Source organism: Halosimplex aquaticum, from assembly GCF_028747785.1.
In the GTDB taxonomy this organism is placed as follows: domain Archaea; phylum Halobacteriota; class Halobacteria; order Halobacteriales; family Haloarculaceae; genus Halosimplex; species Halosimplex aquaticum.
In genome coordinates this window covers 1,554,817-1,569,202 of record NZ_CP118158.1, presented here as the reverse complement: position 1 = coordinate 1,569,202, position 14,386 = coordinate 1,554,817, and the positions used below count along the sequence as shown (strand labels likewise).

Below are 14,386 nucleotides of genomic sequence, written 5' to 3'. Positions count from 1 at the left end.
GTGAGCAGGTCGTTGAGTTAGTTGGTCAAGATGCTCGCAGACCTGCTCAGCGAGAGCTATGAACCGGATTTAGAAGAAACTTGGGAGAATGAGCGGACGGCGACGCCCGTCAGGGCGTTCGCCGTCCGCCTCCACCAAACCGGTTGTTCGCTCAGAGAAACAACAACGATTTTAGCTGAATTAGGCGTTCAACGCTCGCATGGCGCGGTCTGGAATTGGGTACATCGGCTAGCTGACAGCGGCTGCGACCCGCCGACGGCGCAGCCGTCAAGGGTCGCCGTCGACGAGACCGCTGTCAAAATTAACGGTGAGTGGTCTTGGCTGTATGCTGCAATAGACATCGAAACAAAGTTGATCCTTGATGTCGCGTTGTTTGGGCGGCATGGCACCGATCCAGCGGCTGCGTTTCTGCAGAAACTCCAAGAGAAACATGATCTCTCGGAGGCTGAGTTTCTCGTCGATCAATTCGGGTACCGGACTGCCCTTGCTCGATTAGGATTAAGCGGTCGGGTCAACTATACCGACCGAAACCGCATCGAGAAGTGGTTTCATACGCTCAAAATGCGGGTCGGCCGCTTCCATAACTCGTGGGTGGGCAGTCGGTCGAGCGTCCGCGAGTGGCTTGAACAGTTTATGCATTACTACAACCGCCACAGACCGCATCAAGCTCTCGATGGAAAGACGCCGATTGAGGAGCTTCAGAACTAGACAGTGCCCCTCAGATTTGTTCACCAAGTAGTAGAATATGTAGCGTCGATGTGGGTGGGTTAGCAGATCGAACGTGTCGTTCAGTTCAGTCGTGTCCAGAGATGCCATCACCTACTGTTTCGGCTGGGTACAGATAACCTCTTTTTTCTGTTAATTTTACCTATTTGATAATCCTGCGCCAAACCAGTGATTGGTTGAGTTTCCCAAGCAAGTTGGGGTGTCCCGGTCGGCGTCACGTCGATAAGTTTTCAATAGCCCAATGGCGGTACCTTACCGAACTACTCGTCATCACTCCCGATTTCGGAGGGAGTCTCCGCGTCTTCGCCAGCCAGTTCCTGATGGAAATGGTTCCACGGTTGAATGTGTTCTTCTGCCAAAATATTGCTACTGACGATGCGCAGGCCGAGCGCGTCCAACTGTTCGGTGCTTTCTTTCACGTCAGAGGTCGCTTCGGCCACGACTTCGACGTGGAGGTTTTCCTCGCCAGACAACATCTCTCGGACGTTGACGACGCCGCTGACTTCGAGAGCTTCTCTCGCCATTTTCGACCGTTGGGAGAGGTCGGTCGAACAGATGAATAGAACGCGCATCGGATACCCCGCTTCTTCGTAATTGATTTCTGGATTGTACCCGAGAATGACACCCTCCGCTTCCAGCTGCTCGATCCGGTTATGGATCGTGGTCCCAGTCACGTCGGTTTCGTCGGCTATATCGGTGTCACTGGCACCACGGGCATCTATCTGCAACAGGTGCAGGATACGGCGGTCGAGATTGTCGAGTGGGTCATCCGCCATATCGTATTTGGAGTGAGTGAGTCAGTTGGGTCCGTTGCGCGTACTGACAAGCAGCGGGAACAGTGCAGTGGGATGCGACATGGCGATGTCCCAAGAGGCGTGGATTAGTCGTCTGTCTCGTCATCTTCAGGGATGAGATCATCGATGTCTCGGGAGTACGCGGGTTTCTCAAGATACTGGCGGACTGCTTCACGCTCCTCGGGTGTTATCCAACTATCCTTCATACAACCCGTTTAGGAACAACGGGACCAAAACCCCCCTCTTCACCCGGATTATTACAAGACAGACCACAGACAATGAATGATCGCTACTTCCACTCTATTGAACATTCAATCACTTATCCGTTGTTTTTCGCGCGCACGCGTGAATGTAACAATTATGCATCAAAGGACAGATCGGGTTGAATAGCGCTTACCGTTCTTTGGGCCAGGGCACCGGGATCGTGATCCTGGATGGAAAGCGCCGCCGCTACGTCTCTAAATGTAGTAGCGGCCGATGATTTAGGTGCTGAGGTAAGCAGTGGATCACCTGTTTCACTCGCATTCCGAACGGCAACACTCTCTGGAATACTCCCAAGAACAGGACCATCGAAGTACCGTTCTGCTCGTTCCCGAAGTTGGTCCATATCCGAATCTGTCGTCACCTTGTTGAAGAGGATGCCGGCCGTCTCGGTGCCGTAGGAGCCGGCGTACTCCTGGACCTTCAGGCCGTCCGAGAGCGCGGGGATGGTGGGTTCGAGCACGACGACGACTCGGTCGGCGAGGACGACCGGGAGGACGGCCGCGCGACTCGACAGCGTGGCCGCCGAATCCAGCAGGATGACGTCGGTGTCGGCGGCGAGCGTGGCGACTACGTCGCGGAGGCGACTGGGATCGGCCGCCTCGAAGTCGGCCAGGCTCGTCCCGCAGGGGACGACCGACATGCCGTGGCGCTCGTAGACGGCCTCCTCGACGGGCGCGCCGCCCTCGACGAGCACGTCGTGCAGCGTCGTCTCGACCGCGGAGAGGTCGGCGTGGAAGAGCAGGTTCGCCATCCCCATGTCCGCGTCGACGACCGTCACGTCGTACTCCTCGGCCAGTGCCATCCCGAGCGCGAGCGTGCTGGTGGTCTTGCCGGTCCCCCCTTTCCCGCTAGCGACCGCGAACGCCTCGACCATTACGTCGCGGTGGTTCCCCCTCCCGTAAAAACGTTCGTGTCAGCGACAGGTCGTCGGATCGGCGTTCCGTCCGGGAGGTAACAGTCAAGGGGGCCATACGACTAAAGGCAGAGTGGATCGATAGTGTGAGGATCTGCGTTAACACCAATGTCTTCAGTGCCGCTGACAAAAATTCACATCCTGTTGCTTTCCGGGCGATCGGATGCGGAACGCGATGAGGCAACTTATGCAATCGAAAAAATCGGCCGTTACGACAGACGACTTGCTAGAGGCCGTCGCCGATTCGCGGCGCCGCGACCTCCTGAGGCATTTGCACGAAAACGAGGTGGACGTGATCGGCGTCGATCAACTGGCCGACGAACTGCGCGCCAGCGACGGCCAGCGGTCCTTCTCGGACGATCTCGAGAGGATCTGTATCCAGTTACGGCACGCCCACCTGCCGAAACTGGCCGACACGGGCGCCCTCGCGTTCGACTCCCGGACCGGTACCGTTCGCTGTTGTCGCGACGAGCGCGTCGAGAAACTCCTCTTGTTCGTCGCCGCAGAGCTCGAATAGGGACGTCAGCGCGACTGTCGCCGGCACGACCTCCTGCCGCACTCAGTCCCCGTCGGAGACCGGTCGAACGAAGATCTCGCCGGTCGCCTCGACGCAGACGTCGACACCCGCGTAGGTGAACGACAGTCCGACCGACGATCCCGCCGTGCGCAGGATCGCGTTCAACGCGTCGCCGTCGACGCTGTCCGTCAACGGGGGGAGCAGCGTCGGTTCGGTGCCGGTCACTGCGGCGACGGCTTCGACGACGGCCACGCTCGGCTCGATACTTCGCTCCGTGTCGTGTCGGACGGTCCACTTCCCGTCCGAGTGCTGGTTGAAATCGGTCATAAGTCCGGCGCCGTCGCCGCGGCCCGCGAGATCCGGGTCCCGCGCAGGCGGACGGGATCGCTCGGATACTCACACCGTTGTGCTTCTCACGGATATTGGTTGTGTGAACATCTGAGTGACAGACGCCGCGAGCCGTGATCGAGCACTTCGACCGGGTGAAAGTGCGGGCAGAGAATCCGACGGGGCATGCCCTACTCGCGGGTTCCGTCGAGTTGCCACGTGAACATCGCGCGCAGGACGACGACCAGGCTGTTGGTCGCCCCGGACCCCCAGATCGCCGTCTCGTCGCGCGGATCCCGCGGGCCGCCGCCGTTCTCGACGAGGACGCTCACCAGCGTCCGCTCCTGGTCGACCATGAGGAGCCGTCCCCCGGGCGTCTCCGACCAGACCCAGATGGACTCGAACAGTTCGACGCCGGGGACGCACTCGCGGAGGCCGTCCTGGACGCTGTTGGAGAGGCCGGCGAGTTTGATCGCGACGCCGCGCTCGCTCGCGGCGGCCAGGCGCTCGACCAGCTCGTCGGTGAGCAGGTCTTCGACGGTCATGAAGACGACCTCCTCCTCGGCGTCGTCGACGAACTCGATCAGCCGCTCGGTGACCGTCTCCCGGCCGGTGACCGTCCAGACCCCGCGCTGCTTGTCGGCTCGCGGGGCCGGTTCGATGTTGTCGAGCGCGTCGGTCAGTCGCCCGACCCGGTGGCGGTAGTAGCGCTCGAAGTGCCGGCCGCTGGTCTCGCCGGAGACCGGCCAGAACCGCTTGGGCGTCGACTGGCGCTCGTCGACCAGCCCGCGCTCCTGTAGCTCCGCCACCGCGTCGTAGACCCGCGTCCTGGGCACGTCGGCGGCATCGCTCACCTCCTGTGCGGTGGCGCCGCCGAGGCTCACCAGCGCCACGAAGGTCCGCGCGGCGTAGGTACTCAAACCGAGTTCTCGCAGCTATTCGATCGCAACGGAGCGGGCCGACTCGGAGGCATCGTGAGACATTGTATCGTCGTGACCGCGGCTTCGAACCCCACCGGAAGGGTGGGGGGGACACGCGGTGACAGCGTGGTTGGGACCCTACTGGTTCCGCGTGCCATCGAACCGTACGGCATAGGGGCATATATTCGTGTTGTGATAATGTGAGTGAATCCGCCGTCCGATGTCGTCCGACCGGGGCCGACGAGAGCGAGCGAGGGCGCCCGATCGATAGCGGAGAGCCAGCGGTATCGTCGGCTATCACGGCTGATATCGGTCGATTCCGCCGCTCGGGCCGCGGATCGGGCCGGTTCCGCCGTGAGTGCTCAAGGGGAAGGCGTATTCACGTGGGGCAGTTACACCCATGTCAGTGACCGGGAGACCGGAATCTGAGGTTGGGACCCTATGGACGATATTTCGAACACGGAACAGGCGATAGAATTGCTACAAGGGCTCGGGCTGAAGGAGTACGAGGCGAAGGCGTTCGTCGCGCTCACGCGGTTGCCGCACGCGACGGCCAAGGAGATAAGCGACATCTCGGAGGTGCCCCGGACCCGCGTCTACGACGCCGTCCGCGTGTTAGAGACGAAGGGGCTCGTCGAGATCCAGCACGCGAACCCCCAGCAGTTCCGCGCCGTCGGGATCGACGAGGCCGCCGAGACGCTGCGCGCCGAGTACGAGTCCAAGACGGAGACGCTCCGCGAGCGACTGCGGGCGATCGAGCCCGCGTCCGCCGACTCGGAGCCGGACTCCACCCACGAAGTGTGGGCGCTGACCGGGCGAACAGCGGCCGGGAACCGGGCGAAACAGCTGCTCGGCGAGGCCGAGCGGGAGATCGTCATCGTCCTCGGCAACGACGCCGTCACCACGGAGTCGCTGCTGGAGGCGCTCGCGGCCGCCCAGCGACGCGGGGTCACGCTCGTCGTCGGGACGGTCTCCGAGGCGTTGCGCGACCGCGTCGAGAACGCCGTCCCGGACGCCGAGGTGTTCGTCTCCGGACTGGAGTGGCTCCACAGGTCGGAGGAAGACGACACCGAGATCACGCGTATCATGCTCGTCGACCGGTCGACGATCCTCGTGAGTACGGCACACGACGCCCCCGGCGCGGACGTCGACGAACAGGCCGTGTTCGGCCGCGGGTTCGACAACGGCTTCGTCACCATCGCCCGCCGACTGATGGCGACGGGCCTGCTGCCCGTCGAAGACCCCGGGATCGACTGACTGCGCGACCGACACCGGTTCCGAGCCGAAGTCGCCACTGGGACGTCGCCGCCCTCCGTTCTCGCGGCTTCGCCGCTCGATATCGCCGCCGAACACTCCGTAGACTGCCGCGGTCTATCGCTCCGGATAGGAGTTTCACAGTATGAAATCGAGAGACGGGAGCCGATCGCGACGTTTCAGACGGTCGGGGTATTACGGTGGTGGCTCTCTTGGGGGAGGTCGCATGACGTCTGATCAGGGTGACGGGTCGGACAGTGGAGTGGAACCAATCGGTCGCACAGCGACCAGACGTGGGGTGTTGCACGCCACGGGCGTCGGGGCCGCGGGTCTCGCGCTCGGCGGACTGACGGGCACCGCGGCTGCCGCCGACGGCGAGACGGCCGAGGGCTGGTGGGCGTCCCACAGTTACGGCTCCGCCGGCGCCTACACCGTCGCGCTCACCGCGACCGACAACACCGACCACTCGACCACCCACGAGGTCGAGATCACCGTCGAGTAGGCCGATAACGACGCGCAGACGATCGCTTGCCACGGGCTGTCGGGACGGTCACCCGACCGCTCCTCTTCTGCCGCGACCGGATTCCGTCGACCGGGAGCGACCGCTCAGTCGCCCGCCGGCGCGGTGTCCGGGGCGACCGTCGGGCGGACGCGGTACAGTCGCTCGGCGAGCGCGACCGACCCCAGCGCGAGCGCGACGAAGACGACGAAACCGGTGGCGTACCCGGATGGACCGTGCAGGTCGACGAAGACGCCGAGCGCCGGCGGGATGACGAACCCGCCGAACGCGCCGAGCCCGCCGACCAGCCCCGAGGCGCCGCCGACGGCCTCCGGGACGTACGCGGGGACGAGCTGGAACACCGCCGCGTTGGCGACGCCGACGCCCGCGGCGAGCAGGAGCGTCGACGCCAGCGCGACGGTGTACCCCCGAGTTCCCACGAGGGCGACGGCCGCCGCGCCGACGGCGACGAAGCTCGCGACCGCCGTGATCTCGCCGCCGACGCGGTCGCTGAGATAGCCTCCGGGGAGCCGGATCAGCGCCGCCGGCAGCGTGAACGCGACGGCCGTCAGCGCCCCCGCCGACTGCACGCCCACGCCGTGGACCGCCGTCCAGTAGGAGGGGAGCCACACGGTCAGCGCGAGGAAGCCGCCGAACGACGTGAAAAACAGCGCTACGAGCGCCCACGTCCGCGGGATGGCGGCCGCGTCGCGGATCGACGCGGCGGCGTCCCCGCCCGGGAACAGCTCCTGCCCGTGGTCGGCCGCGCGCTCCCGCGCCGCGTCGGCGTCCATCCCCCGGTCGCGCAACTGGAACGACGGCGGGTCGACCGCCAGGAACGCGTAGACTATCGTCCCGACGACGAGGAACGCGAACCACGCGAGGTAGGCGGTCGTGAGCCCCAGCGCCGCCAGGGCGATGGGGAGCACGAGCGTGAACAGCCCCGGCGAGCTGTTGCCCAGCCCGGCGTACGCCGCCAGCACCGTCCCCTGTCTCGCGGTCGGGTACCAGTAGGAGGTCTGGGTCGTCCCGACGGAGAACGTCGCGATGCCGCAGCCGCTCAGCGCCCCGAACAGGAACACCAGCGGGTACAGCCCCGCCGTCAGCCCCTCCGGGTAGGCGGTCAGGAGGAGCGCCGACAGGCCTGCCATCCCGAGTATCGACAGCCCCAGGAGAACCAGGAACGGCTGCTTCGCCCCCACGTCGTCGACCCACGCGCCGAACGGGACGCGCAGGAGCGACCCGGTCAGCTGCGGCGCGCCGACGAGCAGGCCGAGCGCAAGCCCGGAGAGGTCCATCGCCGACTCGAACTCGCTGGCGACCGGGCCGTACACCACGACGCCGGCGAACCCGACGAAGAATCCCAGGGTCGCCGACGCCAGCCCGCGGCGCGGGCTCCCGCGTATTCGACTCTCGGTCATGTGTCAGAGGATCGGTCGCCCGTAGACTTCGTTCCGACCTTGTTTGCAATACTCGCACCTAAAAACCAATTCACACCACATTCGGCAACAAATAGAGGTGTGAGTTGTACATTCTCAACCCCCGTACCGCGAGGTCACAGCGAGGGACCGCCCGGGCCTGGGTCAGGGATCGCGGAGCCCCCGTCGCTCGCAGAGCCCGGAACACGCACCGCTCGGTCGGTGCTCGCCCCGAACATCGGTGACCAGTCGGTACTCACCCCGGGCGACAACCGTCCGATCACTCGCTGGTCAGCGAGTCGAGCCCGAGCGCCTCCGCGAACGCGTCGTCGCAGATCCCGGCGACGAGGTCGGCCGCCCGGTCGTAGGGGGATTCCGGGATGGCCCCGGCTGTCGGCCGCTCGACGCCGGCGCCCGCGAACGCCGTCGCGACGAACGCCTCCCGCGCGACCTCGTTCTCGAACAGCCCGTGGAGATAGGTCCCCAGAACCCGATCGGTCGCGGCGCCCCCGTCGGCGTCCGGGAACGGTCGGGTGACGTCCGCATCTGCGAGGAGGCGCGTCTCGCCCATGTGGATCTCGTAGCCCGAGACCGCGCCGTCGGCGCCGGCGAGCGGTCCGGTCCCGTCCAGCCGGCGGGTCACCCGCTCGACCCGTTTGTCCGGCGAGAAGCGCGTTTCGACGGGCAAGAGCCCGATACCTTCGACGGCATCGACGTCGTCGGTGCTCTCGACGCCGGCGTTCGCGATCCGTTCGCCGAGCAGCTGGTACCCGCCGCAGAGGCCGACGACCGGGCCGTCGAACGCCCGCAGTCGCTCGTCGAACCCCGCCTCCCGGAGCGCCCGCAGGTCGTCGACGGTGTTTTTCGTGCCCGGGAGGACGACGGCGTCCGCGCCGCGGCCGGTGTCCGTGCCGACCACGGCTGGGTCGGCGAGATCGGCGTCGAGCGGGAGGTAGACGACGCGGACGCCGGGTTCGCGGGCCAGCGGTTCCAGGTCGGTGAAGTTGGAGATTCGCGGCAGGCGCGGGACGGCGACGGTCACCGCTCGGTCGGCGGGGATGCCGTCGTCGGCGCCGCGAACCGAGCGCTCGTCCGCGGCGGGGAGGTCGACGCTGTCCTCGGCCGGCAGCCCGGGGTCGTCGTGGGGGAGCACGCCCAGGATCGGGACGCCGGTCCGCTCCTCGACCTCCGCGACGGCCGGGTCGAGCAGCGACTCGTCGCCGCGGAACTTCGTGAGGACGGCGCCGGCGACCCGCTCGCGCACGTCGTCGGGGAGGAGTTGCACGGTGCCGACGAGGCTGGCGAACGCGCCCCCGCGCTCGATGTCGACCACGAGCAGGACGGCGGCGTCGGCGAAGCGGGCCGTCTCGACGTTGGCCAGGTCGCGCTCGCGGAGGTTCGGCTCGGCGATCGAACCCGCGCCTTCCGCGACGATCACCTCGTGGTCGGCGGCGAGTCGCTCGTGGGCGCGGCGGGCCGTCTCGCGGGCGCGCTCCCAGTGGTCGTCGTAGTACTCGCCGGCGCCGTAGTGGGCGACCGCCTCGCCGTCGAGGACCAGCTGGGACTCGGCGTCGCCGCGGGGCTTGAGCAGGACCGGGTTGTGGTCGGTCGTCGGCGCGACGCGCGCGGCGCGCGCCTGAACGTACTGCGAGACGCCGATCTCCCCGAAGGCGGCGGTAGTCTCCCCGTCTCCGGTCCCGGCGTCGGCGGGTTCGTCGCTGCCGGCGGCGGCTTCCGCCGTCGGCACCGCGCGGGCGTTGTTGCTCATGTTCTGGGCCTTGAACGGCGCCGCGTCGACGCCCCGGTCGGCCAGCAGGCGACAGAGCCCGGCGGCGACGGTGCTCTTGCCGACGTGGCTGGCCGTGCCCGCGACGAGGATCGTCCGTGCCATCGACTGCCCACACGTCCGTGCGCCACCGTCTCGTGTCTTTCCATGTTCGCCGGTCGCCGGCGGACGCCGGACGCCGAGTGGCGAGCGCCGGACGGTCGATCAGTTCGGCTATCGGTCGCGCGGGAGGGCGGAGAACGGCAGAGAACGAGCGGACAACCGGCGCGAAACGGAGGTGTGGTCCGTCGACGCGGTGGCCGGGATCCGCCGCTCAGCTGCTCTCGGACTGGTCGTCGATGCTCTCGTCGTCGTTCGCCCCGCCGGCTTTGGTGGCCTCGTTGTGCATCTCCTCGATCACCTCTTCGACGATGGCCGTCCCGCCGCCGGGCTGGAAGCCGTAGGAGAACTCGCCCTCGCCGTCGATCGACGTCCCCTGCGTCCAGCGCTCCTGGGGGTCTTCGCGCTGCTCGCGGAACGTGGACATGAACTGGTAACTGTACTCCTCGTGCTCCTTCTCCTGCGGGAAGCTGGCGGGCACGGGCAGGGTCTCGCCCAGTTCTTCGAGGACCGCGTGCCACTGGTTCTGGTGCATCGTGTCGCGGGCGATGAGGTAGGCGAGCATGTCTTTCATTCCCTCGTCGTCCGTCATCTCGTACAGTCGAGTCGCCAGGAGCCGGCCCGTGGCCTCGGCGGCGATGTTGGCGTACATGTCGGCGGCGAGGTTGCCGCTGGCGATGACGTAGTTCCCGTTGAACGGCACGCCGTTGGCGTCGGTCGCCAGCCCGTGGAGCCCGGCGCTGAGCGCCTGCCGGGGCTGTCCGCTCTCCATCATCATCGAGATGAGGGGGTTGCCGTCCGCGATCTCGTCGATGATGCTCTGGGGCGCTCCCTCGAGGTTCTTCGAGATCGCGGTTGCGTACATCTCGATGTGGCCGAACTCCTCCATCGCCGTCGACATCAGCATGTTCCGGTACTTCGCTTTGCTCTTCGGCGTCCCGAACGCCTGGAACATGTACTGCAGGGCGACGCGCATCTCCCCCTCGATGCCGCCGATCCCCTCCTGGAGCATCTTGGCGAACTGCGGGTCCGGTTCCTCGACTTCGACCTCGTACTGTAGTTCGTTGTCGTGGTAGAACATCGGTCTCTCCGTTCTCGTTGTCGCCTCCAACGTCCAAAAACCGTCTTTCGGGTTTCCCCAACATTAGCTGTACTCGCGGACGAACTACAGCCACATTGTCACCTTTGGTGGCCGCGTTCCGAACAGTTAGTCACGCGAACGGAAAACGCGCTGGCGAGCGGAGCGCACTGCCGACACGGACCCGCACGCGGTCCGAGCGTTTCAGCGCCGCGCAGGGTCCGTCTCCCGCAGTGCGCGTCTCCGCTGGGAGGACGACCGGGTGTGCCGCCACGACCAAGTTCTTATACGCGGCCGACTAAATTTGGTGCCAATGGCATCCCCTGGACCGACACGAGACGTCACGAGAGACGATATCCGGGGGTTCTTCATCGAACAGGGTGGGTCGTCGACCCCGTTCTTCACCGAGGAAGTCGCCGAAGCGCTGGAGTGCCCGCCCGAAGCGGCACGCCGCTATCTGGAGGAACTCGCCGATCGGGGAGAGATACAGACGAAGCGGAGCGGCGAGTCGACGCGCGTCTGGTGGGCCCCAGAGGGGTCGTTCGCAGACGACGCGCAACCCGACGAAAAGCAGTTCCGCGACTTCGTGAGCGCCGTCAAAGACTACGCGATCTTCCTGCTCGACCCGGACGGGACGGTCGCGAGCTGGAACCAGGGGGCCGAGCGGATCAAGGGCTACTCGGAGGAGGAGATCGTCGGCCAGCACTTCTCGACGTTCTACACCGACGGCGACGTGGCCAACGGCGTGCCGGACCGGAATCTCGAAGTCGCCGCGGCCGAGGGCCGAGTCGAAGACGAGGGGTGGCGGGTCCGCAGTGACGGCTCGCGGTTCTGGGCGAACGTCACGATCACCGCGAGCCGCGACGACGAGGGCGCCATCCAGGGATTCACGAAGGTCACCCGCGACATGACCGAGCGGCGCGAGTACGAACAGCAGCTAGAGGAGCAGGCCGAGCGACTCGAACGGCAGCGCGACGAACTGGAGCGGGAACTCGACGACATCTTCGAGCGGATCGACGACGCGTTCTACGCCCTCGACGACGAGTTCAGATACGAGTACGTCAACGAACGCGCCGAGAGCTATCTCGGCAAATCGGCGGGGGAACTGCTCGGGCGCCAACCCTGGGAGGTGTTCGGCGCCGACGAGACGGAACCGCTCTTCCAGAAGTTCGAGGCGGCGATGGAGTCCCAGGAACCGACGAGTTTCGAGCGGTACTCCGACTCGATGGGGATCTGGGAGATGGTCCGGGTCTACCCCTCCGAGTCCGGGCTCTCGGTGTACTTCCGCGACATAACCGACCGGAAGCGGCGCGAGGCCGAGCTCGACCGGACGCGCGAACTGCTGGAGAAGGCCGAGCGCATCGCGAACGTCGGCGGCTGGGAGATCGACACGGACACGAGGTCGGTGTTCTGGACGGATCACCTCTTCGAGATACTGGACGTGCCGTACGACGAGGAACCGTCGCTGGACGAAGCCCTGGGCGTCTACCACGAAGACGACCGGCCGATCGTCGAACACGCGGTCGAGGAGGCGCTGGACGCCGGCGAACCGTTCGACGTCGAGGTCCGGTTCACGACGAGCGACGGCGATGTACGCTGGGTCCACGTCAAGGGCGACCCCGAGGTCGAGGACGGGGAGACCGTCGTGCTCCGCGGAGCGATCCAGGACGTCACCGGGCGCAAAGAGCGCGAGCGGGAACTCCGGCGCATCCGCGACCGGATGGAGTTCGCCCTCAACGCCACCGACGCGGTCGTCTGGGACTGGAACGTCGACGAGGACCGAGCGTCGTTCTACCCCTCGGCGGAGTCGCTCTACGGGACCACTGTCGAGGACTGGGACGACTTCGTCGAGGTGATCCACCCGGAGGACAGACAGCAGGCCCGAGAGAGCATCGAGCGGACCCTCGAAACGGGCGAGCCGAAACGCGAGGAGATCCGGATCCTCCGGGACGGGGACGTGCGGTGGATCGAAGCGCCCGGCCACCCCGTACAGGACGGCGACGGCTCGAGGCGAGTGGTCGGCGTGGCCCGCGACATCACCGAGCGCAAGACCTACGAGAGCAGGCTCAAGGAGTCCAACGAGCGCCTCCAGCAGTTCGCCTACGCCGCCTCCCACGACCTGCAGGAGCCGCTGCGGATGGTGTCGAGCTACCTCCGGCTCGTCGACGACCGGTACGGCGACCAGCTCGACGAGGACGGCCGCGAGTTCATCGAGTTCGCCGTCGACGGCGCCGACCGGATGCGCGACATGATCCAGGGGCTGCTCCAGTACTCGCGGGTCGACACCCGCGGCGACCCCTTCGAACCGGTCGACCTCGACGACGTCCTCGTAGACGTCCGCTCGGACCTCCAGGTGAAGGTCGCGGAGAGCGACGCCGACGTCACGGTGGCGGAGTTGCCGACCGTCCACGGCGACGGCGGCCAGTTGCGCCAGCTGTTCCAGAACCTGCTCGACAACGCCATCGAGTACAGCGGCGACGGCCCGCCGCGGGTCCACGTCTCGGCCGAGCGAGCCGGCGACTGGTGGGAGGTCTCGGTCAGCGACGAGGGCATCGGCGTCGACCCCGAGGACGCCGACCGGGTCTTCGAAGTGTTCCAGAGCCTCCACAGCCAGGGCGACTACGACGGGACCGGGATCGGCCTCGCGCTGTGTGAGCGGATCGTCGAGCGCCACGGCGGCGACATCTGGCTCGACTCCGAACCCGGCGAGGGGACCACGGTTACGTGTACGCTTCCGGCGGTAGAGGACGCCACGGAGTGAAACGACGGGGCCCTCGCACCCCGATCCGGCCGACCGTCGTCGCGCCTGCCTGGTCGCCGAGCGCCCCTGGCGACGCGGCCGGTCGTCGACGGCGCCCGCGCCGATAGTGCGCGACCCAACCGAACAGTCGATTCACTTACGGTTCGTTGCCGCCAGGAACCAGTGGAGACCCGGCATGTCAGACGAGTTCTACGACGCCCTGGCCGACGACTGGAGCGAGTACGCGCAGGTCCCCTGGCGCGAGCAGGTGCTCTGGCCCGTGCTCGACGAACTGCTGCCCGACCTCGACGGTGTGCGCGCCCTCGACGCGGGCTGTGGGGACGGCCACTACGCCGCGCGGGTGGCCGACCGCGGCGCGGACGTCCTCGGCGTCGACGCGAGCGAGGGAATGGTCGAGACGGCGCGAGAGCGACACGGCGACCGCGCGGAGTTCCACTACGGGGACCTCACCGACGGACTCGACGCCGTCGACGACGACGGCGTCGACCTCGTGGTCTGCCAGCACGTCCTCTCGCACGTCCCCGACCTCGATGCTGCGGCGGCCGCGTTCGCCCGCGTCCTCCGACCCGGCGGCTCGCTCGTCTGCTCGACGCACCATCCCTTCCACGAGTTCCTCGTCGTCCGCGACGAGGAGTATCCCGACACGCGGACCATCGACGGCCTCGACGCCCGCCCGGCCGTCCGCGTCGAGACGCACCCGCCGACCTACGGCGAGACCGAGCGCTACGAGATCTACTGGGGCGGTAGCGGGCCGGCGGAGGAACCCGACAACGACGGGGAACAGGCGGGAGCGACCCCGACGACCTTCTACCGGCGGCCGCTCGACGCGCTGACCGGTCCGCTGTTCGACGCGGGCTTCGCGCTGCGGGACCTGCGAGAACCCGACCTCACCGAACGACTAGACGACGACCTGATCGACGAGGACTCGCCGCTGGCACGTCGCCCTCCCCGGTCGCTCTGTCTGCGCGCCGATCTGCTCGGCGGAGCGCGCACGGTCCCCTCCCGATCAACTAAGCGTTAGACGCGTGAA

General features: G+C 66.5%; 13 protein-coding genes. 6 read left to right on the top strand and 7 right to left on the bottom strand.

The features are described from left to right. Positions 1–30 precede the first annotated feature (30 nt). Positions 31–708, top strand: a complete 678-nt coding sequence (locus PSC72_RS07835) for an IS6 family transposase (RefSeq protein ID WP_274322797.1) — start codon at positions 31–33, stop codon at positions 706–708. 278 nt (positions 709–986) lie between these two features. On the opposite strand, the gene PSC72_RS07830 is transcribed toward PSC72_RS07835, so the two are convergent. Both PSC72_RS07830 and PSC72_RS07825 read right to left on the bottom strand, forming a co-directional pair. Beyond that, positions 987–1,502, bottom strand: coding sequence for an Lrp/AsnC family transcriptional regulator (locus PSC72_RS07830; RefSeq protein ID WP_274325330.1), 516 nt, complete (start codon positions 1,500–1,502; stop codon positions 987–989). 376 nt (positions 1,503–1,878) lie between these two features. Beyond that, entirely contained in the window at positions 1,879–2,658 is a 780-nt protein-coding gene (locus PSC72_RS07825; protein ID WP_274325329.1) for a nucleotide-binding protein, read from the bottom strand. Positions 2,659–2,860: 202 nt separating this feature from the next. On the opposite strand from PSC72_RS07825, the gene PSC72_RS07820 reads away from it, so the two are divergent. Beyond that, positions 2,861–3,214 carry a DUF7344 domain-containing protein gene (locus PSC72_RS07820; protein ID WP_274325328.1) on the top strand — a complete coding sequence of 118 codons (354 nt, stop codon included), beginning with the start codon at positions 2,861–2,863 and terminating at the stop codon, positions 3,212–3,214. Between the two features lie 42 nt (positions 3,215–3,256). On the opposite strand, the gene PSC72_RS07815 is transcribed toward PSC72_RS07820, so the two are convergent. Both PSC72_RS07815 and PSC72_RS07810 read right to left on the bottom strand, forming a co-directional pair. After that, complete coding sequence (locus PSC72_RS07815; RefSeq protein ID WP_274325327.1) at positions 3,257–3,541, bottom strand: HalOD1 output domain-containing protein; 285 nt, start codon at positions 3,539–3,541, stop codon at positions 3,257–3,259. 191 nt (positions 3,542–3,732) lie between these two features. Next, complete coding sequence (locus tag PSC72_RS07810) at positions 3,733–4,461, bottom strand: TrmB family transcriptional regulator (RefSeq protein WP_274325326.1); 729 nt, start codon at positions 4,459–4,461, stop codon at positions 3,733–3,735. A gap of 441 nt (positions 4,462–4,902) precedes the next feature. On the opposite strand from PSC72_RS07810, the gene PSC72_RS07805 reads away from it, so the two are divergent. Then, positions 4,903–5,718 carry a TrmB family transcriptional regulator gene (locus tag PSC72_RS07805; protein WP_274325325.1) on the top strand — a complete coding sequence of 272 codons (816 nt, stop codon included), beginning with the start codon at positions 4,903–4,905 and terminating at the stop codon, positions 5,716–5,718. 223 nt (positions 5,719–5,941) lie between these two features. Next, positions 5,942–6,217, top strand: coding sequence for a PKD domain-containing protein (locus tag PSC72_RS07800; protein WP_274325324.1), 276 nt, complete (start codon positions 5,942–5,944; stop codon positions 6,215–6,217). 104 nt (positions 6,218–6,321) lie between these two features. Here PSC72_RS07800 and PSC72_RS07795 read toward each other — a convergent pair whose 3' ends face one another. From PSC72_RS07795 to PSC72_RS07785, 3 genes are all read right to left on the bottom strand, one after another. Continuing rightward, entirely contained in the window at positions 6,322–7,635 is a 1,314-nt protein-coding gene (locus PSC72_RS07795; protein ID WP_274325323.1) for an MFS transporter, read from the bottom strand. A 277-nt stretch (positions 7,636–7,912) separates the two neighbouring features. Continuing rightward, a complete protein-coding gene (locus PSC72_RS07790; RefSeq protein WP_274325321.1) occupies positions 7,913–9,523 on the bottom strand; it encodes a cobyric acid synthase in 1,611 nt (536 codons plus the stop codon). Positions 9,524–9,731: 208 nt separating this feature from the next. After that, positions 9,732–10,598: a manganese catalase family protein gene (locus PSC72_RS07785; RefSeq protein ID WP_274325320.1), complete on the bottom strand. Its 867-nt coding sequence runs from the start codon at positions 10,596–10,598 to the stop codon at positions 9,732–9,734. Between the two features lie 310 nt (positions 10,599–10,908). On the opposite strand from PSC72_RS07785, the gene PSC72_RS07780 reads away from it, so the two are divergent. Both PSC72_RS07780 and PSC72_RS07775 read left to right on the top strand, forming a co-directional pair. Continuing rightward, positions 10,909–13,356 carry a PAS domain-containing sensor histidine kinase gene (locus PSC72_RS07780; RefSeq protein ID WP_274325319.1) on the top strand — a complete coding sequence of 816 codons (2,448 nt, stop codon included), beginning with the start codon at positions 10,909–10,911 and terminating at the stop codon, positions 13,354–13,356. Positions 13,357–13,531: 175 nt separating this feature from the next. After that, positions 13,532–14,377 carry a class I SAM-dependent methyltransferase gene (locus PSC72_RS07775; protein WP_274325318.1) on the top strand — a complete coding sequence of 282 codons (846 nt, stop codon included), beginning with the start codon at positions 13,532–13,534 and terminating at the stop codon, positions 14,375–14,377. Positions 14,378–14,386 lie beyond the last annotated feature (9 nt).